17 protein-coding genes and 1 other RNA gene are annotated in these 25,374 nt (G+C 66.1%); 15 read left to right on the top strand and 3 right to left on the bottom strand.

Annotated elements, in window-relative coordinates; all coding sequences use genetic code 11:
* Positions 1 to 914 precede the first annotated feature (914 nt).
* The 9 genes from M0D43_RS10605 to M0D43_RS10565 all read left to right on the top strand — a co-directional run bounded on the left by M0D43_RS10605 (position 915) and on the right by M0D43_RS10565 (position 14,292).
* Positions 915 to 4,031 (top strand): maltotransferase domain-containing protein, encoded by a 3,117-nt coding sequence (locus M0D43_RS10605; protein ID WP_260808194.1) that lies wholly within the window; start codon positions 915 to 917, stop codon positions 4,029 to 4,031.
* Positions 4,028 to 7,378 carry a maltose alpha-D-glucosyltransferase gene (treS, locus tag M0D43_RS10600; protein ID WP_260808193.1) on the top strand — a complete coding sequence of 1,117 codons (3,351 nt, stop codon included), beginning with the start codon at positions 4,028 to 4,030 and terminating at the stop codon, positions 7,376 to 7,378. Before M0D43_RS10605 ends, treS begins: the two co-directional genes overlap by 4 nt.
* Positions 7,379 to 7,389: 11 nt before the next feature.
* Positions 7,390 to 9,573, top strand: a complete 2,184-nt coding sequence (glgB, locus tag M0D43_RS10595) for a 1,4-alpha-glucan branching protein GlgB (protein ID WP_252164587.1) — start codon at positions 7,390 to 7,392, stop codon at positions 9,571 to 9,573.
* A gap of 388 nt (positions 9,574 to 9,961) precedes the next feature.
* Complete coding sequence (locus tag M0D43_RS10590) at positions 9,962 to 10,261, top strand: hypothetical protein (RefSeq protein WP_237348013.1); 300 nt, start codon at positions 9,962 to 9,964, stop codon at positions 10,259 to 10,261.
* Positions 10,251 to 10,523, top strand: coding sequence for a hypothetical protein (locus M0D43_RS10585; protein WP_026064062.1), 273 nt, complete (start codon positions 10,251 to 10,253; stop codon positions 10,521 to 10,523). Before M0D43_RS10590 ends, M0D43_RS10585 begins: the two co-directional genes overlap by 11 nt.
* On the top strand, positions 10,520 to 12,085 hold the full coding sequence (locus tag M0D43_RS10580) for a PepSY-associated TM helix domain-containing protein (protein ID WP_252164586.1): 1,566 nt from the start codon (positions 10,520 to 10,522) through the stop codon (positions 12,083 to 12,085). The genes M0D43_RS10585 and M0D43_RS10580 overlap by 4 nt, the downstream gene beginning before the upstream one ends.
* A 155-nt stretch (positions 12,086 to 12,240) precedes the next feature.
* Complete coding sequence (locus M0D43_RS10575) at positions 12,241 to 12,708, top strand: metallophosphoesterase family protein (RefSeq protein ID WP_252164585.1); 468 nt, start codon at positions 12,241 to 12,243, stop codon at positions 12,706 to 12,708.
* A gap of 105 nt (positions 12,709 to 12,813) precedes the next feature.
* Positions 12,814 to 12,890: non-coding RNA, sX9 sRNA (locus M0D43_RS10570), on the top strand.
* 253 nt (positions 12,891 to 13,143) lie between these two features.
* A complete protein-coding gene (locus M0D43_RS10565) occupies positions 13,144 to 14,292 on the top strand; it encodes an aldo/keto reductase (protein WP_252164584.1) in 1,149 nt (382 codons plus the stop codon).
* A gap of 78 nt (positions 14,293 to 14,370) precedes the next feature.
* On the opposite strand, the gene M0D43_RS10560 is transcribed toward M0D43_RS10565, so the two are convergent.
* The 3 genes from M0D43_RS10560 to M0D43_RS10550 form a co-directional block, all read right to left on the bottom strand.
* Entirely contained in the window at positions 14,371 to 15,324 is a 954-nt protein-coding gene (locus M0D43_RS10560; RefSeq protein WP_252164583.1) for a rhamnogalacturonan acetylesterase, read from the bottom strand.
* 160 nt (positions 15,325 to 15,484) lie between these two features.
* On the bottom strand, positions 15,485 to 17,107 hold the full coding sequence (locus M0D43_RS10555) for a carboxylesterase/lipase family protein (protein WP_260808192.1): 1,623 nt from the start codon (positions 17,105 to 17,107) through the stop codon (positions 15,485 to 15,487).
* Positions 17,104 to 18,180, bottom strand: coding sequence for an alpha/beta hydrolase (locus M0D43_RS10550; protein ID WP_252164581.1), 1,077 nt, complete (start codon positions 18,178 to 18,180; stop codon positions 17,104 to 17,106). The genes M0D43_RS10555 and M0D43_RS10550 overlap by 4 nt, the downstream gene beginning before the upstream one ends.
* Positions 18,181 to 18,318: 138 nt before the next feature.
* Here M0D43_RS10550 and M0D43_RS10545 point away from each other — a divergent pair, with 138 nt between their 5' ends.
* The 6 genes from M0D43_RS10545 to M0D43_RS10520 all read left to right on the top strand — a co-directional run bounded on the left by M0D43_RS10545 (position 18,319) and on the right by M0D43_RS10520 (position 24,974).
* Positions 18,319 to 19,140 (top strand): 2-keto-4-pentenoate hydratase, encoded by an 822-nt coding sequence (locus tag M0D43_RS10545; RefSeq protein WP_252164580.1) that lies wholly within the window; start codon positions 18,319 to 18,321, stop codon positions 19,138 to 19,140.
* A 37-nt stretch (positions 19,141 to 19,177) separates the two neighbouring features.
* On the top strand, positions 19,178 to 20,176 hold the full coding sequence (locus M0D43_RS10540) for a TRAP transporter substrate-binding protein (RefSeq protein WP_252164579.1): 999 nt from the start codon (positions 19,178 to 19,180) through the stop codon (positions 20,174 to 20,176).
* 10 nt (positions 20,177 to 20,186) lie between these two features.
* The gene (locus M0D43_RS10535) at positions 20,187 to 20,708 is read left to right on the top strand and encodes a TRAP transporter small permease (protein ID WP_252164578.1); all 522 of its coding nucleotides are present in this window, start codon (positions 20,187 to 20,189) and stop codon (positions 20,706 to 20,708) included.
* A complete protein-coding gene (locus M0D43_RS10530) occupies positions 20,708 to 21,991 on the top strand; it encodes a TRAP transporter large permease (RefSeq protein WP_252164577.1) in 1,284 nt (427 codons plus the stop codon). The genes M0D43_RS10535 and M0D43_RS10530 overlap by 1 nt, the downstream gene beginning before the upstream one ends.
* 199 nt (positions 21,992 to 22,190) lie before the next feature.
* Positions 22,191 to 23,774 carry a family 43 glycosylhydrolase gene (locus tag M0D43_RS10525; RefSeq protein ID WP_252164576.1) on the top strand — a complete coding sequence of 528 codons (1,584 nt, stop codon included), beginning with the start codon at positions 22,191 to 22,193 and terminating at the stop codon, positions 23,772 to 23,774.
* Positions 23,775 to 23,915: 141 nt separating this feature from the next.
* Positions 23,916 to 24,974 carry a LacI family DNA-binding transcriptional regulator gene (locus tag M0D43_RS10520; RefSeq protein ID WP_252164575.1) on the top strand — a complete coding sequence of 353 codons (1,059 nt, stop codon included), beginning with the start codon at positions 23,916 to 23,918 and terminating at the stop codon, positions 24,972 to 24,974.
* Positions 24,975 to 25,374: the final 400 nt, after the last annotated feature.

The raw sequence follows: 25,374 nt of genomic DNA, 5'->3' as shown, positions 1-25,374 counted from the left end.
GTTTAATTGGCCGAGTCCGCTATGGCTGTAGGGAGAATCCTTACATGCCGGCCAGAAAAGCCCTATTTTTCAATCGGCGGTCGTTAGAGGAAGGAAGTTCAGTGAGCAGCAGCTAGGGCTATTTATAGTTGAATAATATATTTAAAGATGACATCGAACGCTGAGAAATTCCCAGTAAATTAAAACTTTAAATGCCGGGGGAGACGCTTTATTTTTTAGCGCAGCAACTGATAGGGCTGCGACTGTAGAGGCAGAGGGCGCGCGATCCCGCGTTCGAAGATGCCGGGACCTCGGGATGAACGCCGCGCGCAGCGCCTTGGCATCGTGGCGTGCTGCACACGGTTGTGGCTTGTCGAGTCGATGAGTGACAGTCCGTGCGGCAAGCACAGATTGCCGCTTACAACGTCGCTCCTCTCACTGCCTGGCACAGGGGGGCAGGCCGGGTGCACACCTGCACGTGGTACGGATGCCGCGCACATCCAAGACATGGCGCTGAGCGCGCAATCGCGATCTGCAGCGCCACACACTTCAGCACGCACCGATGCGTTGCTTGCACCACGGACTCACGGTGGCGCTTGCCACGCGGCCGCTCACGCGAGTCCTGATGCTCTGCTCACGCACCACCGCCGCGCTTGTTTGATTTTCGTCAATTCCACCGACACATGAAATTCGCAGTGGGGGTGCTTGACTGCCTGGGTCAAGAATCGTTGCGGAGTTGCGCATGAGTGCAGTCACGAGTGGCAGGGTGGGTCGGGCAGCGTGCCGGCAAGCGTCAAGACAGCACGGTTCGGTGCGTGCAGATGGTGGTGTGGTGTGCGGTGAGCAGAGGCTCGCGACACTGCGACATGACACGCGTGCGCTGGCCTCCAGCGTGACGGTGCGTCTGCGCACCGTTATCTGCTGAGGGGGGCGCCATGCGGATCTGTGTTCTCAACGAAGCAACGAAGACCTCGACCGGGCTGGAGCAGCGCTGCCTGGCTGCGCGTGAAGCTGGCTGCGATTACGTGGTGATGGCCGCACCCTTCGAGCGCGATGCGGAAGGTCGCTTGGTCGAGCCATCTGCAGGCAACGACGCGCACGCTGAGCGTTTGCAAGCGGCAGTGCAGGTCGCGAACCGCGCAGGCGTGAAGCTGTTGATCGACGTGCGTCTGGATGAAGTGGGTGGGGCCAGTGCGGTGGTGCGCGACAATCCGCAGTGGTTCCGGGCGCGCAGTACGGCCGTGCCGGACCCGCGCCAGCCGCGTGCTACGCCGGAGGTTGCCGAAGCCCGCTTTGCCTATGCGCAAGAAGGTGCGGCGCTGGTGGAGTGGTGGAGCGCGCGCCTGCTGGAGTGGGTCGGCCAAGGCGTCGGTGGTTTCCGTCTCTTGCAGCCGCAGCAAGTGCCGGTGCAGCGCTGGCGCGAGTTGATCGCGCGCGTACACGCACAGGCGCCGGAGGTGGTGTTCGCCGCGTGGACGCCAGGCTTGGGTCTGGAGGCCTTGCAGCAGCTGGCCGGTGCCCGGTTCGATGCGGCGTTCTCGTCGCTCGCGTGGTGGGATGGCCGCGGCAGCTGGTTCTTCGACGAAGACACCGCATTGCGGGCGCTGGCGAATCAGGTCGTTGCGGTGCTGGATGCGCCCGACGGCAAGCGTGCCGCGGCGCCGGAGCAGCATTGGCAATTGGCGTTGGCGCTGGGCGGTTCCTGGTTGCTGGACGATGCGCAATTGGATGCATTGCCGCTGTCGATCCGTGCAACCGATGGTCTGCCGACCAGCACTGCCGGTTTGCGGCTGCGTCCGCTGCTGCGTGAGGCGACCGGGCTCACCGCCGTGGCAGTCGAGCCGTTGGGTGGCTTGCCCTGCTTGTTATTGATCAATGGCGACACGCGCCACGTGGTGCCGGTGCCTGCCTCTGATTTGCTGCGACTACTCGGCGATGCCGAGGCCCTGGTGGCAGAAGATGGCCGCAGCTTGTCCGGCGCCACGCTGGATGCGCTTGAGCCGGGCGAGGTGCGTGTGTATCGCAGCGTGCCGGCGCGCCATGTGCTGGCAGTGCCACGCATGCGCCCGCGCGCACAGACGGCCGGTGCCTGGCCGCGTGTCTGTATCGAGTCGGTGACGCCGTCGGTGGAGAACGGCCGCTTCCCGGTCAAGCGCAGCGTGGGTGACCGCATCTGTGTGGAAGCCGATGCCTTCTGCGACGGGCACGACCGCATCGCGGTGGCGGTGCTGTGGCGGCCGGCCGACGCCAAGACCTGGTCCAGCGCACCGATGCGTGCACTGGGCAACGACCGCTGGCGCACCGAGTTTCCGTTGGAGCGCATCGGCACCTATGAATTCCGCGTCGAGGCGTGGCGCGATGTATTTGCCACCTTGCATGCGGATCTGGAAAAAAAGCGCGCTGCCAACACTGTGCTGCCGGTCGATGTGCAGGAAGCGATCGCGGTCGTACAGGCGGCACAATCACGCGGCGAGGGCGCGCTGGCTGAGCGCTTGCAGGGCCTGCTCACCCGCATCGGTGCGCAGAGCGAACCCTTGCAGCAGCTGGCCATCGTGTTGGAGCCGGACACCGCGCAGGCGATGGCGCTGGCCGACGACAAGCCGTTCCGCTCGGAGTATCCGGTGACGTTCCGGGTCGAATCGGAACGCCGCGCGGCGCATTTCGCCAGCTGGTACGAGTTGTTTCCGCGCTCGCAAAGCGGTGATGTCAGCCGGCATGGCACTTTCGATGATGTGATCAAGCGGCTGCCGCATATCCGCGCGATGAACTTCGATGTGTTGTACATGCCGCCGATCCATCCGATCGGTGCGAAAAATCGCAAGGGCCGCAACAACTCGGTCACTGCGGTCGATGGCGAACCGGGCAGCCCGTATGCGATCGGTGCCACCGATGGCGGCCACACCGAGGTGCATGCCGAGCTCGGCGGGCTGGACGGGTTTCGTCGCCTGATCCAGGCCGCGCGTGCGCATGGCCTGGAAGTGGCGCTGGATTTTGCGATCCAGTGCGCGCCGGATCATCCGTGGTTGAAGGACCACAAGGACTGGTTCACCTGGCGCGCGGATGGCTCGATTCCATACGCGGAAAATCCGCCGAAGAAATACCAGGACATCGTCAACGTCGACTTCTACGCCAGCGGCGCGGTACCGGACCTGTGGAACACGCTGCGCGATGCGGTGCTGTTCTGGGTCAACGAAGGCATCACCCTGTTCCGTGTGGACAACCCGCATACCAAGCCGTTCCCGTTCTGGGAGTGGCTGATTGCCGACATCCGCGGGCGCCGGCCGGACGTGGTGTTCCTGTCGGAGGCCTTCACCCGGCCCAAGATGATGTACCGCCTGGCCAAGTGCGGTTTCTCGCAGTCGTATACCTACTTCACCTGGCGCAACCACAAGCACGAGCTGCAGGAGTATGTGGAAGAGTTGAACCAGGGCGTGCCACGCGAGTGCTTCCGCCCGCACTTCTTCGTCAATACGCCGGACATCAATCCGCTGTTCCTGCAGACCAGCGGGCGCAACGGGCACCTGATCCGCGCCGCGCTGGCGACCACGCTGTCAGGCTTGTGGGGCATGTATCAGGGCTTCGAGCTGTGCGAGGCCACGCCGCTGGCGCCGGGCAAGGAAGAGTACCTGGACTCGGAGAAATTCCAGCTGCGTGCCTGGCCCGAGCGCGCACCCGGCGACATCGTCGACGAGATCACCCGCTTCAACCAGCTGCGGCGCATGCACCCGGAATTGCAGTCGCATCTGGGCACACGTTTCTATCAGGCGCACAACGACCAGGTGCTGTACTTCGGCAAATTCCTGGACGCCGGGTATCTGTCGCGCAGCCGCAGCATGGTGCTGGTGGCGATCAACCTGGACCCGCATGCCGGCCAGGACGCGGATATCGAAATCCCGTTGTGGGAACTGGGCCTGCCCGATCACGCCACCGTTGCCGTGGACGATCTGTGGGACGGGCACCGTTTCGAATGGCAAGGCAAGTACCAGCACATCCGTGTAGAGGCAGCGCGACCGTTCGCGTTATGGCGCATCCGCGCAGGAGAGGTCGCATGAATGCAGTTCCCGCTTTACAAGCCGATGCAGAACAGTCGGCGGTGGTCGCCGACCAGCTCTGGTACAAGGACGCGATCATCTACCAGGTGCACGTCAAGTCGTTCTTCGACTCCAACGACGATGGCATCGGCGATTTTCCGGGGTTGATCTCCAAGCTGGACTACATCGCCGAACTGGGCGTGGACACCATCTGGCTGTTGCCGTTCTATCCCAGCCCGCGCCGCGACGACGGTTACGACATCGCCGAATACATGGCGGTGCATCCGGACTACGGCAGCATCGAAGACTTCGAGCAGCTGGTGGCGCAGGCGCATGCGCGCGGCATCCGCATCGTGACCGAGCTGGTGATCAACCACACCTCCGATCAACACCCGTGGTTTCAGCGCGCACGCAACGCACCGGCCGGCTCGCCCGAGCGCGACTTTTACGTGTGGTCCGATACCGACCAGGAATACCAAGGCACGCGGATCATTTTCTGCGATACCGAAAAATCCAACTGGACCTGGGACCCGGTGGCCGGGCAGTACTTCTGGCACCGCTTCTATTCGCACCAGCCGGACCTGAACTTCGACAATCCCGCCGTGCTGGAGGCGGTGCTGGAAGTGATGCGCTTCTGGCTGGACCGCGGCGTGGATGGCTTGCGTCTGGATGCGGTGCCGTACCTCATCGAGCGTTCGGGCACTTCCAACGAGAACCTGCCGGAAACCCACGCCATCCTGCGCAAGATCCGCGCCACGCTGGATGCCGAATATCCGGACCGCATGCTGCTGGCCGAGGCCAACATGTGGCCGGAAGATACGCAGCAATACTTCGGCCAGAATGCCGACGAATGCCATATGGCGTTCCACTTCCCGCTGATGCCGCGCATGTACATGGCGATCGCGCGCGAAGACCGCTTCCCGATCACCGACATCATGCGCCAGACCCCGGAAATTCCGGAGAGTTGCCAGTGGGCGATCTTCCTGCGTAACCACGACGAGTTGACGCTGGAAATGGTCACCGACTCGGAACGCGATTATCTGTGGCAGACCTACGCCTCCGATCGCCGTGCGCGCATCAACCTGGGGATTCGGCGTCGCCTGGCGCCGCTGCTGGAGCGCGACCGCCGCCGTATCGAACTGATGACCTCCCTGCTGCTGACCATGCCCGGCACGCCAGTGCTGTACTACGGCGACGAGATCGGCATGGGCGACAACATCCATCTGGGCGACCGCGATGGCGTGCGCACGCCGATGCAGTGGTCGATCGACCGCAACGGCGGTTTCTCGCGCGCCGATCCCGCGCAATTGGTGCTGCCGCCAGTGATGGACCCGCTGTACGGCTTCCAGGCGGTGAATGTGGAAGCGCAGATCCGCGACCAGCATTCGCTGCTGACCTGGACCCGCCGCGTGCTCAGCGTGCGCAAGCGCTACCGGGCGTTCGGGCGTGGCACGCTGCGCTTTTTGTACCCCGGCAATCGCCGCATGCTGGCGTACCTGCGCTGCCATCAGGACGAAACCGTGCTGTGCGTGGCCAACCTGTCGCACACGCTGCAGGCGGTGGAGCTGGACCTGTCCGAGTTCGAAGGCCGCGTGCCGGTGGACATCATCGGCGGCGGCAGCTTCCCGCCGATCGGCCGGCTGACCTACCTGCTCACGGTGCCGCCGTTCGGCTTCTACGCGTTCCAGCTGGTCAGCGAAGGCACGCTGCCGGACTGGCATGTGCCCAGCCCGGTGCCGTTGCCGGACTACCGCACGCTGGTGCTGCGCAGCGATACCGACGAAAGCAGCGCGCTGCTGCCGCATCTGCCCACCCTGGAGGGCGAAATCCTGCCGGCGTGGCTGTCGGCGCGGCGCTGGTTCTCGGCCAAGGACCAGGCGCTGCGCAGCGTGCGCATCTCGCGCCGCACCCCCCTGCCGGGCGATGAACCGATGACGCTGCTGGAGCTGGACGTGGAGCTGGAAGACGGCCGCCACGAGCGCTACATGTTGCCGGTGGGCATCGTGTGGGAGCGCGAGCAGCCCAGCACCTTGGCTGAGCAATTGGCGCTGGCGCGCGTGCGTCAAGGCCGTGAGGTGGGCTATCTCACCGATGCGTTCGCGCTCAAGCCCATGGTGCGCGGCGTGATCGATGCGCTGCGCAGCAATGCAGCGCTGGACTTCTGCGATGGCGACGACGCATCGCAGCAGGGGCAGGTACGTTTCGAAGCCACCCCGGCGCTGGCGACACTGGATATTCCACAGGATCCAGACATCCGCTGGTTGTCGGCCGAACAGAGCAACAGCTCGCTGGTGGTCGCCGACAAGGCCGTGTTCAAGCTGCTGCGGCATGTGGCGATCGGTGCGAACCCGGAAATCGAAATCGGCCGTCGCCTGACCGAGCTGGGTTACGCCAACGCGGCGCCGCTGCTGGGCAGCGTCAGCCGCGTCGACGGGCAGGGCACCCTCACCACGATTGCGCTGTTGCAGGGCTTCATCCGCAATCAAGGCGATGCCTGGCGCTGGACCCTCGATCATCTGGCCCGCAGCTTCGACGAATACGCCACCGCGCAAACCGACGAAGCACGTGCCGAAGCCATTGTCGGCTACGACGCGTTTGCGGCGGTGGTCGGCAAGCGCCTGGCGGAGTTGCACGAAGCGCTGTCGCGGCAGACGGACGATGCGGACTTCGCACCGCAGCGGATCGATCTGCCCACCGCCAACGATGTGGTGGCCGGTGTGGCGCGGCAGGTCGAAGAGATGTGGGACACCGTCAATGCGCGCCTGGTCAGCAGCGAAGACAGCGGCGAACGCGAGGCGCTGGAAGCGGTGCTGGCCGAGCGCCCGCAGCTGGATGCCTTGCTCGCGAAAGCGCCGAGCGTGTTGGCCGACTCGTTACTCACGCGCGTGCATGGCGATTTCCACCTGGGCCAGATCCTGGTTGCCTTCGACGATGTGGTGTTGATCGACTTCGAAGGCGAGCCGGCCAAGCCGCTGGTCGAGCGGCGCGCCAAGGCCAGCCCGTTACGCGATGTAGCCGGGTTCCTGCGTTCGCTCGATTACGCCAGCGAAGTGTCGGCACGGGGCGAGGAGGGCACCGCCGCACGCGCGGGCGTCGGTGTGGACACGCATCTGGATGAATTTCTGGTTCAGTTCCGCCGCCGCTCCACACAGGCCTTCCTGGACGCTTACCATGCCGTGCTCGACGCCAGCGCCCATCCGTGGATTGCGCCGGCGGCGTTCAACGCAGCCACCTTGTTGTTCCTGGTGGAAAAGGCTTGCTACGAAGTGCGTTATGAGGCCGCCAATCGCCCTGGCTGGTTGATGGTGCCGATCGAAGGCTTGCGACGCATCCTGCAACGCGCACGCGCCGGTGCAGGAGACACATGATGAGTGGAGTAATGACAGCAGTGACCAATCGATGGGATCCCGGCGTGATACGCGCCCTGGCTGAGGCGCGCCACGGCGACGCCTTCGCCGTATTGGGCGCGCACCCGACCGACACCGGGCGGCTGTTGCGCACCTATCTGCCTGGCGCCGAACGCGTCAGTGCGATGCTCGACGACGGGCAGGTGGTGGCACTGGACGCTGGCCCGGAGCCGGGTCTGTTTGCCGGTGAGTTGCCGGCACAGGGCGGGTATCGGCTGCGCATTGGCTGGCCCGGTGGCGAGCAGGAGACTGCCGACCCGTACGCCTTCGGTCCACAACTGAGCGACTTCGACCTGCACCTGATCAGCGAAGGCCACCACCTGCAGCTGGCCGATGCGCTGGGCGCCAACGTGGTGGAGGTGGACGGCGTGCGCGGCACGCGCTTTGCGGTGTGGGCACCCAATGCCTCGCGCGTGGCGGTGGTGGGCGACTTCAATAGTTGGGATGCACGCCGCCACCCGATGCGGCTGCGGCACCAGTCCGGCGTGTGGGAGCTGTTCGTACCCGACGTCGGTCCCGGCGCGCATTACAAGTACCAGTTGCGCGGCCCGCATGGCCATGAGCTGCCGGCCAAGGCGGACCCGGTCGCGCGTCGCGCCGAGCTTGCGCCGGGCACGGCCTCGATCGTGGCCGATCCCACGGCGCACCAGTGGAGCGACGACGGCTGGATGGCCACGCGTGCACGCCGCCAGGCGCACGACGCCCCGATGAGCATCTACGAGATGCATGCCGGTTCCTGGTTGCGCGAAGAAGGCGTGGATCTGGACTGGGATGGTCTGGCCGATCGCCTGATTCCGTACGTGGCCGACATGGGCTTCACCCACGTCGAGCTGATGCCGGTCACCGAGCATCCGTTCGGCGGCTCGTGGGGCTATCAGCCGCTGGGCCTGTTCGCGCCGACCGCGCGCTTCGGCTCGCCGGATGGCTTCGCCCGCTTCGTCGATCGCTGCCACCGCGAAGGCATCGGCGTGATCGTCGACTGGGTACCGGCGCATTTCCCCACCGACGCCCACGGCCTGGCGCATTTCGACGGCACCGCGCTGTACGAACATGCCGACCCGCGCGAAGGCTTCCACCGCGACTGGAATACGCTGATCTACAACCACGGGCGGCGCGAGGTGTCCGGGTTCCTGATCGCCAGTGCGCTGGAGTTCCTGCAGCGCTTCCACGTCGACGGCCTGCGCGTGGATGCGGTGGCCTCGATGCTGTACCGCGACTACAGCCGCAATGCCGGCGAGTGGGTGCCCAACATCCATGGCGGGCGCGAGAACTACGAGACCATCGCCTTCCTGCGCCGGCTCAACGAGGTGGTGCGCGAGCACACCCCGGGTGCGGTAATGATTGCCGAGGAATCCACCGCGTTCCCCGGCGTCACTGCCGATGTGGCACACGGCGGCCTGGGCTTCCACTACAAGTGGAACATGGGCTGGATGCACGACACCCTGCATTACGCGGCGCTGGATCCGATCTACCGCCGTTATCACCATGGCGAGCTGACCTTCAGCATGGTCTATGCGTATTCGGAGCGCTTCGTGCTGCCGATCTCGCACGACGAAGTGGTGCACGGCAAGGGCTCGTTGCTCGGCCGCATGCCGGGCGACGACTGGCAGCGCTTTGCCAACCTGCGCGCCTACCTGGGTTACATGTTCACCCACCCGGGGCGCAAGTTGCTGTTCATGGGCTGCGAATTCGGCCAGCCCACCGAGTGGAACCACGACGGCGGCATCCCCTGGCATCTGCTCGACGACCCGCGCCATCGTGGCGTGCAGACCCTGGTGCGCGATCTGAATCGGCTGTATGTCGAATACCCCGCGCTGCACGCGCAGGACGACGACCCGGCCGGGTTTGCCTGGGTGGTTGGCGATGACGCGGCCAACAGCGTGGTCGCGTTCCTGCGCAAGGCAAAGCGCGGCGATGCGCCGGTGCTGGTAGTGATCAACTTCACCCCGATCGTGCAGCACGGCTACCGCATCGGCGTGCCGCAAGGCGGCCAGTGGCGCGAGGTGTTCAATAGCGATGCCGGCATCTACGGCGGTGCGAACCTGGGCAATGGCGGTGTGGTGAGCGCCGAGCAGCAGTCCATGCATGGCCATGCGCAATCCCTGCCGCTGTTGTTGCCGCCGCTGGGCGTCATCGTGCTGACGCCGCAGGGCTGATGCAGCACACACAGCGCCGGACCGCTGGTCCGGCGCTGTGGCACCTGTTAGATTGCGCGCCGTAGAGCGGCCAATACCTCGCTGCGCGCGCCCACCGGGCGGTGCGACAGGGGTGCCACCCGCTCATTAGGCGGCCCGGGGAGGGCTGCCGGGCACAGCCGCCGCCATGCCTTCCGTCGACCGTGTGTACGGGAGTGTTGTGCGTGGGCGTTTTGATGGCTGTGGTTTCTTCGATGGTTGAGCCGTTTGTCCATGGTGTGCGCATCGCTGGATGCGCGCATGCACTGGTGTGGGTTACATATTCGCTGTGTGTCGGCGCGCGGCGTGGCGGCATGTGGCCGGTGCAGCTCGGTGTGTTGCGTTTCTCCGCTTCGACGCGGGCGCAGGCATGAGCGGTTTGATGACCTGGTGCTACTTGCTCGGCGCTGCGGCGTCGGCGCTGGCGTTCTATCTGGCAACACGGCATCAGCGCCTGTGGCCGCAGCGCCGGCTGTCCGCACGCGCGCTACGCATCGGCGCCAGCGCATTGCTGCTGCTGTCGCTGGGCTGCGCCATGCAGGCCTTGGGCACCTGGGCCGGCATCTTCGCCGCAGTGACGGCGCTGATGCTGGTGGCGGTGGCGCTGCCGTATCTGGATGCCTGGCAGCAGGCGCGCACGCAACGCAGGCAGGTGCGCCATGTGGGCTAGGTGGCTGGCCGCAGTGGTGCTGGGCCTGCCGCTGGCGGTCGGCGTGGTCGGCCTGTGCGCCCTGTTGCTGCCGGGGCCGCAGCAGAGTTACACGCTGGCATGGCTGCTGCTGATGTTTCCGGCCTGGGTGGGTGCGATGGCGCTGCCGTTCGTGTTCCGTCGCGCATCGCGCGCCTGGGCCGTGCTCGGCGGGCTGACGCTGCTGTGCTACCTCGCGCTTGCAGGCATCAAGGCATTGGGCTGGACGGAGCTGGGCGCATGAAAGCATCGACCTTGCGCGCGTTTCTGTCGGTCCACAGCTGGATGGGTCTGTTGGCGGGCATGGCCTTGTTCATCGCCTTCTACGCCGGCGCCATCACCGTGTTCACGCATGAACTGAGCGGCTGGCAGGCCACGCCGCCTGTCACACAGCGTGCGCCGGCAGATCCTGTCGCCGCCACGCAGACCTTGCTGGATGCGGTGATCGCCCGGCATCCGCAGGTGGCCGACTCCTTCCTGGTGCTGCTGCCCGGCGAGCACGGGCCGATCCCGCGGCTGTACTGGTATGGGCCGCAGGCCGAGGCCAGTGGCGGCATGCGGCAGTATCAACAGGCCGCCGATGGCCGCCTGTTGATACTGCCGCAGCGCGTGGGCTTTGCCGATTTCCTCTACGACCTGCACTTCACCGCCGGCCTGCCACGCGTGTTCGGCACCTATCTGTTCGGTGTGGTGAGCGTGCTGTACGGGCTGGCGTTGCTCAGCGGGGTGGTGTTGTACGCGCCGGTGTTCTTCAAGGACCTGTTCGCACTGCGGCCGGGTCATAACCTCAAGCGCCTGTGGCAGGACGCGCACAATGTGGTCGGCATGTTGTCGCTGCCGTTCCATGTGATCTTTGCCTGGTCCGGCGCGGTGTTGTGCCTGGGCGTGCTGTTGCTGGCGCCGTTCCAGTTCCTGGTGTTCGACGGCAAGCTGATGCAGATCCTGGCGCCGGAGTTCGAACTCACACCGCATGTGCAAGCAGCCAGGCGTGCGGCGCCGGTGTTGCCGGTTGCGGTGCTGCTGGACAAGGCGCGCGCAGCCAGCCCGGGCTTGGTACCGGAGAGCATCGGGTTCCATGATGCAGGCGATGCCAATGCACGCGCGGAAGTGTATGGCCACAACGATCAGCGCCGCCTCAACACACTCGGTGGCGTGGCATTGGACGCGGCAACCGGCCAGGTCCTGCGCGTGCTCGAACCAAGGGCGATGTCGACAGGCACCGCCGCCTTGCGCGGGCTGCAAGGGCTGCACTTCGGCAACTTCGGGCATGCACCGGTGCAGTGGCTGTATTTCCTGCTCGGGCTGGGCGGTGCGTTCCTGTTCTACAGCGGCAACCTGTTGTGGATCGAAACACGCCGCAAGCGTCGGCTGGTGGATCAACCGCGCCGCACCCACGCGATGGCGCGCCTGACCATCGGCGTCTGCCTGGGCAGCGTCGCCGGCATCTCGGCCTTGTTCATCGCCGCACGCCTGCTTGCGCAAGGACAGGAGCGTTATGTCTATTACGCGGTCTTTGCGGCCGTGCTGGTGTGGGCGCTGGTCCGCCCCACTGCACGTGGTGCGTACGAGGTGTTGCTGGCCTGCGCTGTCCTCACGGCGCTGATTCCGCTGGCCAGCTGTGTTTCCGCGCGTGGCGTGGTGCTGCCGTGGCAGGACGCAACGGTGCTGGTCGTGGACCTGATCGCCCTGGTATTGGCATGGGCGTACTGGCAACTGGCGCGTGCGAGCAGGCGGCGCGGACTGCAGGGCGATCCCAACAGCGTCTGGGCGTGGAAGCGCGCGCAGCGCGCTGAGTCGATGCACTGACGCGATTGATGCCCGGCACGCTACGGTGTGCCGGGCATCATCCGCAGCGGAGCACTTGTCGCTGACCATGCGGCTAGCCCGACAACCTGGCCCGTTGACGCGACGGCATCGCCGGGCAGTGCATCCTGATCGCCCGCCACCTTCACCTACACCCGATGACGGCTGCCGTCTTACGCATTGGCCTGATCTCCGACACGCACGGCATGCTGCGGCCAGAGGCTGTGGCTGCCTTGCAGGGCTGTGCGGCGATCATCCATGCCGGCGATGTGGGCAAGCCGGAGATCCTCACCGCGCTGCAGGCGCTGGCACCGCTGCATGCGATCGCCGGCAATATCGACAACAAGCCCTGGGCAGCGCAGCTTCCGCAAACGCTGGATCTGCTGATCGCAGGCGTGCGCATCCATGTGTTGCACGATCTGCAAACGCTGGCAGCGGAAGTTGCTGCCGATGTGATCATCAGCGGGCATTCGCACAAGCCGTCGATACAGACCCACGACGGTGTGCTGTACATCAATCCGGGCAGCGCCGGCCCGCGTCGCTTCAGCTTGCCGATCAGTGTGGGCACGCTGTGGCTGGGCGATGGCCCGCCGCGTGCGCAGCTGCAGCTGCTGGAAATACGCTGACGGAAGTTGGATCCGTGCAACAGAGACGTGTGCAGGGATCTGGAGCGGCCAGCAAAAAACGACTGCACAGCCGTCATGCGTGCGCGGTCGCTGCTCGGAATCGGCGTGTACCACGCATACTCTCCGGTTCTCAGCGTGCCGTCCGCACACATCTGACCACCGCTCGCGACGCTGTGTTGGCCACTCTTAGGCAATGCCACGCGCTGAAGTACATCGGCCCGGTGCACCGGCCACTTCCGTATGTCGTGAGCATGCGGTGCATGAGATGACCGCCAGCAGCGACCGCCGACAACCTGTGCTGACGTGCCTGCTTGTCCAAACCCGCACGTGAGTCGTTCGTTGCCTGCATGTGTAGGCCCGCAGTCCCTGCGCTGACCTTGTCTGCACGCAGGCGGGACCATCCTTGTGCATCGAGTCGCCGCAAGGATTTCTGCCATGAATACCCGTCGCCAGTTCCTTTCCGCCGCCGCTGCCGGCACCGCCGCATTGGCCGCCGCCCCGTTGTTGGCACAGACTTCCGCACCGGGCAGCGTGATGCCCACGCGCGGCAAGGCCGCCGCATCCGCATTGCCGACCAATTCCGCAAGCAAGGGCGCACGCTATCGGCCCTCGAGTCGACTGGGCTTTGGTGGCGTGGCGATCGGCAATGGCTTTGCGCCCACCAGCGATGCGCAAAGCGAAGCGACCCTGGCTGCGGCGTGGGAGTCGGGCGTGCGGTATTTCGATACCTCACCGTGGTACGGCCTGGGCCTGTCCGAGCGCCGTACCGGTCACCACCTGCACAATCACGCTGCAGACGACTACGTGCTGTCGACCAAGGTCGGGCGCCTGCTGACCGCAACCGACAAACCGCCGAAGACGATGTGGCAGCAGCCGTCGCCCTTCGACTATCGCTACGACTACAGCGCCTCCGGCGTGCGTCGCTCGATTGAAGACAGCCTGCAACGGTTGGGCGTGTCGCAGATCGATATCGCCTACATCCACGACCTGTCACCGGAGAACGAAAAAGACCTGGGGATGCCGTGGGAACAGCGCTTTGCCGAAGCGGTGAAAGGGGCGATGCCCGAGCTGACCAAGATGCGCAAGGAGGGCCTGATCAAGGCCTGGGGCTTTGGCGTCAATCGCCCTGAGCCGGCCCTGCGTGCGATCGAGGAGGCCGATCCGGATATCTTCCTGCTGGCCTGCCAGTACTCGCTGCTCGACCACGCGCAGGCGCTGCACGACACCTTCCCGAAGATCGCAAAGCATGGCGCGTCGGTAGTGGTCGGTGCGCCGCTGCTGGCGGGCTATCTGGCCGGGCGCGAGCGATATCTCTACGACGGCACCGTGCCGGAATGGGCGCCGGCCAAGCGCCAGAAAGCACTCGCCATCTGCGAGCGCCACGGCGTGGATCTGCGCACAGTGTCGCTGCAGTTTGCCGCCGCGCCCAAGGTGGTGTCCGCAGTGATTCCGGGTGCGCGCACGGCCGAGCAGGCGCTTGCGAATGCAGCCTCGATGCGCGTGGCGATTCCGGCAGCGGTATGGGAAGAGCTCAAGCGCGAGCAGGTGATCGAAGCGGATGCACCGGTGCCTGTGCGGGGCTGAGGCTCACACGTGGTGGGTGCATCGCAAACCCCTGCGCTTGCGATGCATCACGTCACACTGCAGGCATCACCTCACCCATCACGGAATCAACAGCGGCCGTAACGCAGGCACTTGCCTGGCCAGCTCGTCGGCGACAATCGCGGCGAACAGATCGGCACCGTCCGCACCCAGATGGGTGTAATCAAATGCCAGCTTGGCCTGGCCCATCGGCTCGGCACTGGCGTTGTCCTGTGCACGCGCAGCGGCGACAGCGGGCGCGGCTGGCGTCGATGTGGTTTGCGCCGGGGTCTTGCCGATGGTGGTGCCCGATTGCGCGGCTAGCACCTGCTCCGGATCGGCCGGCCGCTGCGCCAGGCGCATTGCCAGCACCGGGCCCATGCCTTGCACCAGGGCGCGGCTGCGCGCGTGCAGGTCAATCAACGGCACCTGCAATTCCTGCGCGAGCGTGCGCGTGGCCTCGGCCCAGGGCGCCAGATCGTCCAACAATTCACCGCGCGCGAACTGCCGCCGCGTCAACGGCGTGACCAGCACCGGCACGGCACCGGCAGCACGCGCCTCGGCCACGTAGCGGCGCAGGTTGGCCGGGAATTCGGTCGCCAGGTCCGTCGAACGCCCCGGTTTGCCCGGTTGATCGTTGTGGCCGAACTGGATCAACACCACCACCTGTCGATAACCGCCGCTGCGCAGTTCCTTGAGCGCGATGTCCCACCACCCTTCGGCGCGATAGGTCGAGGTGCTGCGTCCCCCGCGTGCCAGGTTGAGGCAGCTCAGGAACGAGGTCACATGCTGCGCGCAGACGCTCGGGCCCCAGCCGCCTTGCACCGCCGTGGTGGAATCGCCCACCAGCACGATCTTGCTGGCGGCAAACGCAGGTGTCGCGGCCGGCGCGTTGCTGCTGGAGCTGCTGGTGGTAGCTGCCCCGGAGACGAGCGGCGAGTCGACCAGCGCCACAGCGGCGGCATCAGCGAACGGAAGGCATGCCACTGCCAGCGCAGTCAGCAGCAGCGATGGGGCAACGGCGTCGCGACGCATGGATCACCTCAGGATCGAATCAATCCTGCCGGGCGATTGCGGTTAGCGCGTGTCCGGCGCCCGAGGACGTATGGATCGCTGCGGCCCTGCGATTGAGCGGGCGCGGTCCGCACGCGGATGGCGCCCGCCGTTCCCGTTTTTAGCTCGACACGACAAGCGCTCAGAAGGTGCCGCGTTGAATGAATGGCGCTTGTTGATACAGCCGACGTTCGCCACCACGCGGGTCGTTTTCCATCCGGCTCGGCACATCGAACAGCAACGTCTCGCGGCGTTGCAACGAGTACTGCGGCCAGCGTGGTGCACCGCGATGATTGGGGTCGCCATGGCGCGCAAACGCGATCAAGGCAGCGCTCATCTGGTCGGCCATGCGCTGCGCATCGGCGCTGTCGCCAGTGCGGGAGCCGGGCTGGCCGATGGTGTCGAACACCAGCGGAATATCCAGGGTATGGAAGGCGCCGAACTTGCCCCCCTCCAGCGGCGAGCTCCAATCGAGTTGGTAGGCCCAGGTGGGCGCGCCCTGACGGGCACGCGCTTCGGCCTCTTCGATAGCGCCGCGCCACGAGCGACCGGCGGTGGTCGCTGCGAAGAACACCTGCGACGGCGTGTACTGCGGATAGAGCCGCCGGTATTCGGCAATGACCACCTGTGGCAACAGATCCACGTATTGCTGCGCTTCCAGCTTGGCAGGCAACTCGTCCCAACTCAACGCGAAATTCTTCGTATCGTTGCCGAGAAAGCCGCGTGTTTCATCGCGCGTATTGCCGATCACCATCGGAATGGTCGCCGACTGCAGCGGCGCGGTGGGCCAGAACGGATGCACCGGCACGTTGCGCGCATCCAGCACCGGGCCGAAATACAACGCGCTGTTTTCCACCCGCGACGGGTCGCGGACTTGCGCGGCGGCCAGCAGCTGGGCCACCGGCAGCGTGCGCATACGTGCGATCTGACTTGGCGAAATTTTCAACGCATCCAGCAGCAGTTGCGTGCGCTGGGTGGCCGCACGCGGCCCTGCTACGGTGACCTGTTGCCCACTCATGGTCCAGGCGCGATGGAACAGGCCGCGTGCGGCGGGCATGGCCATCAGCGTGGCGATCTTGGCGCCGCCACCGGACTGACCGAACACGGTGACATTGCCGGCATCGCCGCCGAATTCGGCCGCATGCTGGCGCACCCAGTGCAGCGCCTGGATCAGATCCAGCTGCCCGGCATTGCCGGAGTCGGCAAAACTGGCATCGCCCAACTGCGCCAACGACAGATAGCCAAACAGATTGAGCCGGTGATTGACGGTGACCACCACCACGTCGCCGCGCTCGCACAGGCGCACGCCATCGTAGAGCGGGTCGCTGCCGGAGCCGGTGGTGTAGCCGCCGCCATGGAGATAGAACACCACTGGCCGCTTGCCGCCATCGCGTAGGCCGGGCGTCCACACATTGAGGAACAGGCAGTCCTCACTGGTGGGCTCGCTGGCCTTGAGCTGTGGCGCGGCCGCGCCGAACTGGCTGGCATCGCGCACGTCCTGCCATGGCGTTTCCTGCAGCGGTGCCTGGAAGCGTCGCGCGGCGGTGTCGCCGCCATACGGAATGCCCTTGAATACGCAGATGCCCTGCTCGCGGTAACCGCGCAGCGCGCCGCTACGCACGCGTGCCAGCGGCGCGCCGTCGTCGCGTGGCGGTGGGGGTGTGCGCGCAACAGCGAAGCCGGGGAGGGCTGCCGCAGCAGTGACGAGCAGGCCACCGCGTAGCAGGATGCGGCGTCGCGTGTCAGGGGCGCCTTGCGTTGTCATCGCGTCACCCCCTTCGCGGGTGCAGGTGGCGGTGCGGGGTTAGATGCGGGCGTCTGCGGCTTGGTGACATGCGCGATCCAGGCTAGCGCCAGCTGCGGCCAGGCGGCCACGGTAAGACCGGTGCCGCTGGCAGTGCCGAAGCCATGGCCGCCCTGTGGGAACACATGCAGCTCGCTCGGCACCCCGGCGCGCAGTAGCGCGTCGTGCATCAGCAGGCTGTTGCGCACCGACACCACGGTGTCGTCCTGCGCATGCAATAGAAAGGTGGGCGGCGTGCGTGCATCTACATGCAGCTGCGGCGAATAGGCCTGTACCAGCGCCTGGCTCGGAGCACTGCCGATCAGGCGTTCGCGCGAGCCCATATGCGCGTTGGCGCCGTCCATGTCGATGACCGGGTAGATCAGCAACTGAAAGTCCGGGCGCGCGCTCAGCGCATCGGCCGCATCGACGTGCGGATACACCTGCGCGGCATAGCGCGTGCCCAGGCTGGCGGCGACATGGCCGCCGGCCGAAAAGCCCATCACGCCCACGCGCTGCGCATCGATGCCATAGCGCGCCGCGTTGGCGCGGATCAGCCGCAATGCACGTTGCGCATCGGCCAGCGGCACGTCGGCCCCGTTGGGATGGCCTTCGCCGGGCAGCCGGTAGCGCAGCACGAACAAGGTGATGCCGGCAGTGTCGACAAAGCCGGGCACCAGTGCGCTGCCCTCGTTGTCCAGCACGATGCGCTGGTAGCCGCCGCCGGGCGTCACCAGCAGGGCGGTGCCGTTGGGCTGTTTGGGCCGGTAGACCACCAGATACGGCGCACTGACCTGCTGGATGTAGCGATCCGGCTGCGCTGGATCGCTGCTGCGCTCGACGATGCGCTGCGGTTGCGGCAACGCCGTGTCACCCGGGGCCAAGGGCGTGGGCCACAGCGCGATCCGGCTAGCCTGTTCGGCGGCGGTGTCGGCGCTCGGCCGCTCGGCGGCCTGCACCGTGCCGGCCAGCGCGCCGAACAACAGCATGGCCAGGCCGCGCCGTGCGGCACGCGAAAACGCAGCAAAAACGCGCATGTGGCGTGTCTGTTTCATTCACCCCTCCCAGGGCCACTTCGTCACGGCGGCCACAATGCCGCAGTGCACATTGCCAATGACACCGGTTTACCATATACAGCACACCGTGCCGCTGTCGATTGGCAGTGCAACAAAATACCTATCGGGGAGACACCCTTGAGCAACGACGCCGCCACTCCGCCATCGTCCACATCCACGCTGTCCGCCATCGCCCAGCGCTTTGTGGAAGCACGCCGTGCAGGGGCATCGCTGCCTGACTTTCCCGGGCAAATCCCCGACGATCTGGTCACCGCCTACCAGGTGCAGGACATCGCCATCAGCCAGTGGCACGACCAGGTCGTCGGCTGGAAGGTGGGGTATATCGCCGCCGAGCGACGGGACGCTTCCGGCGACGAGCGTCTGCTCGGCCCGATCTTTGCTCAGAAGCTCTGGAATGCTACCGGTGGAACAACCGAGTTTCCGGTCTTTGTTGGCGGCTTCGGCGCGGTGGAAGCCGAATATGTGCTGATGCTCGGCGCCGATGCCCCGGCCGAGCAAACCCACTTCACCCCGGAGCAGGCCGCGCAGCTACCGGCCACGCTATTCATCGGCGTGGAAATCGCCAGCAGCCCGCTGGCGACCATCAATCAGCTGGGTCCGCGCGTGGTGATTTCCGACTTCGGCAACAACAACGGCTTGATTCTGGGGCCGGAAGTAACCGATTGGCTGGCGCGCGACGAGGCGGCGCTGACTGCCGAAACCTTGATCGACGACCAGCTGGTCGGCACCGGCGGGGCCACCACACTGCCGGGCGGCCTGCGCGCTGCCTACGCATTTGCGCTCAGCCGTTCGGCACAGCGCGGGCGTCCGCTCAAGCGCGGTGATCTCATTGCCACCGGCAATGCCACCGGTATCCATGACATCGAAGTGGGGCAGCGTGCCCTGATTCGCTTCGCCGGCATCGGCGATATTTCTTGTACGGCTGTGTCCGCCAGTTGACGGCGGTCCCCGTGACCAGACGCTTGGGAGGGCGCCAATGATCACACGCAGACATTTTCTCGGTGCTGGACTCGCCGCCGCCGCCGCTGCCCCCTGGTTGGGTGCCGGCGCCACCACGCCGATCCCCGGCGGGCAGTTGCTGACCGCCACCGACGTGCACGTTGGCGACTATCCCACCGTGGAAGCGGTGCGCTGGTTCGGCAAGCAGCTCGAAGAACGCACCAACGGCCGGCTCAAGCTGCGGCAATACCACTCCGGCCAACTGGGCCGCGAGTCGGAGGCGATCGACATGGCGCGCTTCGGCGCCATCGACATCACCCGCGTGTATTCGGGCGCGTTGAACAACACCTTTCCGCTGACCCAGGCGCTGTGCCTGCCGTATGTGTTCGACTCGGTGCCGCATCTGCGTCGCGCCATCGACGGACATGTCGGCGACAGCGTGTTGCGCAGCTTCGAGCAGCGCGATCTGGTCGGTCTTGCCATCTACGACTCGGGCGCGCGCTGCTTCTATAACACCAAGCACCCGCTGCACCGCCCGGACGATCTCAGGGGCCTGAAATTGCGGGTGGCCTCGTCGGACATCTTCCTCAAGTTGATGCGCATGCTGGGCGCCAACCCCACCCCGATGTCGCTGGGCGAAACGTTCTCGGCGATGGAAACGCACATGATCGACGGTGCGGAAAACAACATGCGCAGCTTCCAGTCCAGCCGGCATTTCGAAGCCGCGCATTACTGGTCGCAAAGCGAGCATTCCTATGCGCCGGATATCCTGGTGATGTCGCGTAAGAGTTTCGAATCGCTGCACCCGGCCGACCGCGGCCTGGTGGTGGAACTGGCGCGCGCGTCGGTGCCGGTGATGCGCAACTTGTGGGATGCCTCCGAGACGATCGCGCGCAAGCAGGTGATCGACTACGGCGTGAAGCTCAACCAGGTCGACATGCCCGCTTTCCGTGCCGCCGCCGCGCCGCTGCTGGCCGAATACCGCAAGCAGCCGGAGATCGAAGCGCTGTACCGCCGCATCCGCGATTTCGCATAGAGGTGATCCGATGACCGAACCCGAGACCGTCGCCGTCCCGGTCGCGCCGTTGCAGCGCGCGCTGGACCGCGTGTCCGATATCGCCGTTGGCGTGGCATCGCTGGCGCTGCTGGGCCTGGTGGTCGTGCAGGGCTGGCAGGTGTTCACCCGCTACGTCCTCAACGATTCGCCCAGCTGGACCGAGCCGGTGACGTTGCTGCTGCTCAGCACCGCATTGAGCCTGGGCGCCGCCGCCGGCGTGCATACCAACCGCCACTTCGGTTTCTACCTGCTGGGCGAACACGTGCCGCCGCTGGTGCGCAAGATTTTCGAAGTGATTCGCCCGTTGATGATCCTGTCCATCGGTGCGGTGCTGGCGTGGTGGAGCGCGGCGCTGCTGATCGATGGGCTGGATATCAAGATGGCCGGCGCGCAGATGCCACAAAGCATCAACTACCTGCCGCTGTCGATCGGCGGTGCGCTGATGGTGCTGTTCGCCCTGTTCAAGTTGTGGCGTGTGCTGCGCCCGGTCCATGTCGGAGGAGTGCGCTGATGGGCATCGCCATGTTGTTGGGAACCTTCGTGGTGCTGCTGCTGATCGGTGTGCCGGTGGCTTACGCCTTGGGCGCGGCGGCACTGGCCACGCTGCTGTATCTGGACCTGCCCACGGTGGTGCTGGTGCAGCAGATTTCCGCCGGTAGCGGCTCGGCATCGCTGATTGCGATTCCGTTGTTCATCTTTGCCGGCGAGTTGATGTTGCGTGGCGGGATTTCCGAACGCCTGATCGCGCTGGCCTCGTCGTTGGTGGGACGCGTGCGTGGCGGTCTGGGCCAGGTCAGCGTGCTGTCGTCGCTGTTCTTCGGCGGCGTCTCCGGTTCGGCGATTGCCGATGTCTCGGCAGTCGGCGGCACCATGATTCCGCAGATGATCAAGCGCGGTTACGACCGCGATTACGCGGTCAACGTGAGCATGACCGCCGCCCTGGTGGCGTTGCTGGTACCGCCTTCGCACAACCTGATCCTGTTCTCGGCAGCGGCCGGTGGCGGCCTGTCGATTGCCGATCTGTTTGCGGCCGGCATCGTGCCGGCGCTGTTGATGACCGCCGCGATGATGGTCACCGGCTATGCGGTGGCGCGCCACCGTGGCTACGGTACCGAGCCGTTCCCGGGCTGGCGCGCGGTGGCCTTGCGCCTGTTCGGCGCATTGCCGGGCCTGGGCCTGGTGGCGTTGATCTTCATCGGTATCCGTGCAGGCATTTTCACCGCGGTGGAGAGCGCGGCGATCGCCGTGGTCTACGCCTTGATCGTCACCGCGCTGCTGTATCGCCAGTTGCGCTGGGCCGAGTTCTTCGCCGCCGTCACGCATGCCGCACGCACCACCGGCGTGATCCTGTTCGTGATCGCCACTGCCGCGGTGTTTGGCTGGTTGCTGGCCTATCTGCAGGTCCCTGCGGCAGCGGTGAAGTTCCTGCAGGCCATTGCCGACAGCAAGAACATGGTGCTGTTGATGATCGTGGTGATGCTGCTGTTGCTGGGCATGTTCATGGACCTGGCACCGAAGATCCTGATCTGCACGCCGATCTTCCTGCCGGTGGTCAAGGCCTACGGCATCGACCCGATCCACTTTGGCCTGGTGATGGTGCTGGCCGGCGGGATCGGCCTGATCACCCCGCCGATCGGCTCGGTGCTGTTCATCGGGACCTCCATCGGGCAGATCACCATCGCGCAAAGCATGCGCACCATCTGGCCGTTCTGGCTGGCGGCGCTGTGCGTGCTGTTGGTCGTGGCGTTTTTCCCCGAATTGTCGCTGTGGTTGCCTCACGCGCTGCGCGCCTGAGGACGTCAGCGACTGCGTGATTGGCAGGCGGGTGATCGGTACGGCGTGTCGCGTCGTATCGATCGTCTGCCATCCGCCTGTGGTGCCTTGCGAATGCGTCAGGCATCGCTGCCGGCGGGAGTGTTCTGCCGCATCTGGTTAACCGGTGGCATTGACCGCCGGTCGTGGTAAAGCCCGGCATCCGGGATTAGGAGAGAGCATGCGTGTGCGTACCGCTTCATCCCGATGGCGTTGGCTGCTTGCCGGCGGATTGCTGCTGTGCGCCGGCGTGAGCGCTGCGGCGGACTGGAAGCGTGGTATCGAACACCAGCGCATCGCCGACCAGGGCAACGGCACCTTCCTCAACCCGGTGCTGGCCGGCGATCATCCCGACCCGTCGGTGCTCAAGGATGGCGATGACTATTACCTCACGCTGTCCTCGTTCGATGCCTATCCGGGCCTGCCGATCTGGCATTCGCGCGACCTGGTCAACTGGCAGCCGCTGGGCCATGCCATCACCCAGAACGTTGGCGCGATCTGGGCGCCGGACCTGATCAAGTACGGCAAGCGCTATTACATCTACTTCCCGGCCCGCCGCGGCGACCAGGGCGAGCGCAGCAACTTCGTGGTCTGGGCCGACGACATCGCCGGCCCGTGGAGCGCGCCGATCGACATCGGCCTGGGCAAGTACATCGACCCCGGCCACGCGGTGGGCGAGGACGGCAAGCGCTATCTGTTCCTGAGCGGCGGCGATTACGTGCAGCTCTCCGACGACGGCCTCAAGGTCATCGGCACGCCCAGGCATGTCTATGACGGCTGGAAATACCCGGAAATCTGGGACGTGGAAGGCTACGCGCAGGAAGGCCCCAAGATCACCCGCCACAACGGCTGGTACTACATGACCACCGCCGTCGGCGGCACCGCCGGCCCGCCGACCGGGCACATGGTGATCACCGCGCGCGCGCGCTCCATCCACGGCCCCTGGCAGAACGCGCCCAACAACCCGATCACCCGCACCAAGAGTACCGACGAGCCGTGGTGGTCGCGTGGTCACGCCACCCTGGTGGAAGGCACCGACAAACGTTGGTGGATGCTGTATCACGGTTACGAACACGGCTACTGGACGCTGGGCCGGCAGGCCTTGCTGGACCCGATCGAATGGACCCCGGACGGCTGGTTCGTCGCCAAGGGCGGCGACCTGGGCACGCCGCTGAAAAAGCCCAGCGGGCAGGCCTTGCCGCACGGGCTGGCGCTGTCGGACGATTTCCGCGCCGCCACGCTTGGCCCGCAGTGGGCCTTCTTCAACCCGGCCGCCGACGAGGCCAAGCGCCTGCAGGTCGGCGATGGCGTGTTGCGCCTGCAAGGCAAGGGCAGCGCGCCACGCGATGCCTCGCCGCTGACGGTGATCGCCACCGACCCGGCCTACCAGTTCGAGGTGCAGATGACCGTGGCGCCGGGCGGGCAGGGCGGGGCGCTGCTGTTCTACAGCGACAAGCTCTATGCCGGCGTGGGCAGCAATGGCGAGAACTTCGTCATGCACCGCTACGGCGAGGAACGCCCCGGCATGCTGGCCCCCAGTGCGACCGGTGGCACCCTGTGGCTGCGGGTCACCAACAACCGCCACATCGTCACCATCCACAGCAGCACCGACGGCACCACCTGGACCAAGTACCCGGTGCAGATGGAAGTGTCCGGTCACCACCACAACGTGGCCGGCAAGTTCCTGGCCCTGAAGCCGGCGCTGTACGCCGCCGGCGCGGGCCAGGTGGAATTCCGCAACTTCCGCTACCGCGCCCTGGACTGACCGTTCTGCATCGGCGGGCATGTCGTGGCGCTGCCTGTTGTGGCAGGCCCGACCTGGCGGATCCGGTGCAGCGGCAGGCGTCGCTCAGGTCTACCGCCCCCGGGGCCGGTAGAATCCAATCAACTTCACTGGTTGACCGCTATGCCCGCCCGCAAGATGCCTGAAGAAGGAATACCTGGCCTGCCGAAGGGCAAGGTTGCGACGATCAACGACATTGCGCGAATGTCGGGCGTGTCCAAGAAGACCGTCTCGCGGATCATCAACAATTCGCCACTGGTGCGGCAGGACACCCGCGAGAAGGTCGAGGCGCTGATGCGCGAGGTCGGCTACGCGCCCGACCCGCTGGCGCGCGGGCTGGCGTTCCGGCGCTCGTTCCTGATCGGCATGGTCTACGACAACCCCACCGCGCAGTACATCGTGGACATGCAGTACGGCGCGCTGGACGCGTTGCGCGGCTCCAGCTTCGAGCTGGTGGTGCACCCCTGCGACAGCCGCAGCCCCGGCTACATCGAAGGCGTGCGCCGCTTCGCCCAGGCGCAGAAGCTGCACGGCGTGATCCTGGTGCCGCGCGCCTCCGAGGACCAGGCGCTGGCCGACATGCTGGCCGAGATCGGCTGCCGCTACACCCGCATCGCCTCGGTGGCGCTGGACACCACCTCGCAGACGGTGATCACCCACGACCGCGACGGCGCCGCCGAGGCCGCCGATTACCTGCTCTCGCTCGGCCACCGCGACATCGCCCTGGTCACCGGCCCCAGTGCCTACCGTTCCTCGATCGAGCGCACCTCCGGCTTTGCCGACGCGCTGACCCGGCGCGGCATCGAACTGCCGACCGAGCGCATCGTCGAAGCCGGCTACACCTTCGAATCGGGCGTGGCCGCCGCCGAAAAGCTGCTGCTGGGCAAGAAGCGCCCCACCGCCATCTTCACCGGTAACGACGAAATGGCCGCCGGTATCTACAAGGTCGCCCTGCGTGCCGGCATCAACATCCCGCGCCAACTCTCGGTGATCGGCTACGACGACAGCTCGCTGGCCTCGCGCCTGTGGCCGCCGCTGACCTCGGTGCGCCGCCACACCCGCGACACCGGCCGCACTGCCGCGGCGATGCTGATCCAGCCCGACAATGCCCCGCAGCTGCCCACCGCCAGCGTGCGCCCGCACTTGATCGTCAGAGATTCCTGCCAACCGCCGGAAGATTGAGCTCCGCGCGCGGCGACCCCACGCGGCGCGGGCCTTGCGCGCCACCTTGCAGGGCGTTGTGCCGGTCAGGGTGAGAACAGCTGACTCGATCGGCCAACGGCTGGCCCCCATCCGCCCTTCGGGCACCTTCCCCCGCAGGCGGGGAAGGCAGTCGCAGGCCGGGGGAAGGCAGTCCGCCGAGGGCTGCCGTGAAGCCCCTCTCCCCCTGCGGGGCGAGAAGGCACGGCTTGCGCGCCACGGGCGCGCGTGCCTTGGAGCGCCCGCGCCGCAAGCGCGGGCCGGGGCGCGGAGCGGGGGTTGGGGTGAGGGCACGCTGGCAGACAGCGATCTGAGCACAACGTAGACATGCGCTGGAAACGCGCCAGGACACCCCTCACCGCTTAAGCCGCGCACCCCACCA

The organism is Xanthomonas prunicola (genome assembly GCF_025266575.1).
Taxonomy (GTDB): Bacteria; Pseudomonadota; Gammaproteobacteria; order Xanthomonadales; family Xanthomonadaceae; genus Xanthomonas; species Xanthomonas prunicola.
The sequence above is the reverse complement of the archived record's forward strand: the minus strand, read 5'-3'. Positions and strand labels throughout refer to the sequence as shown.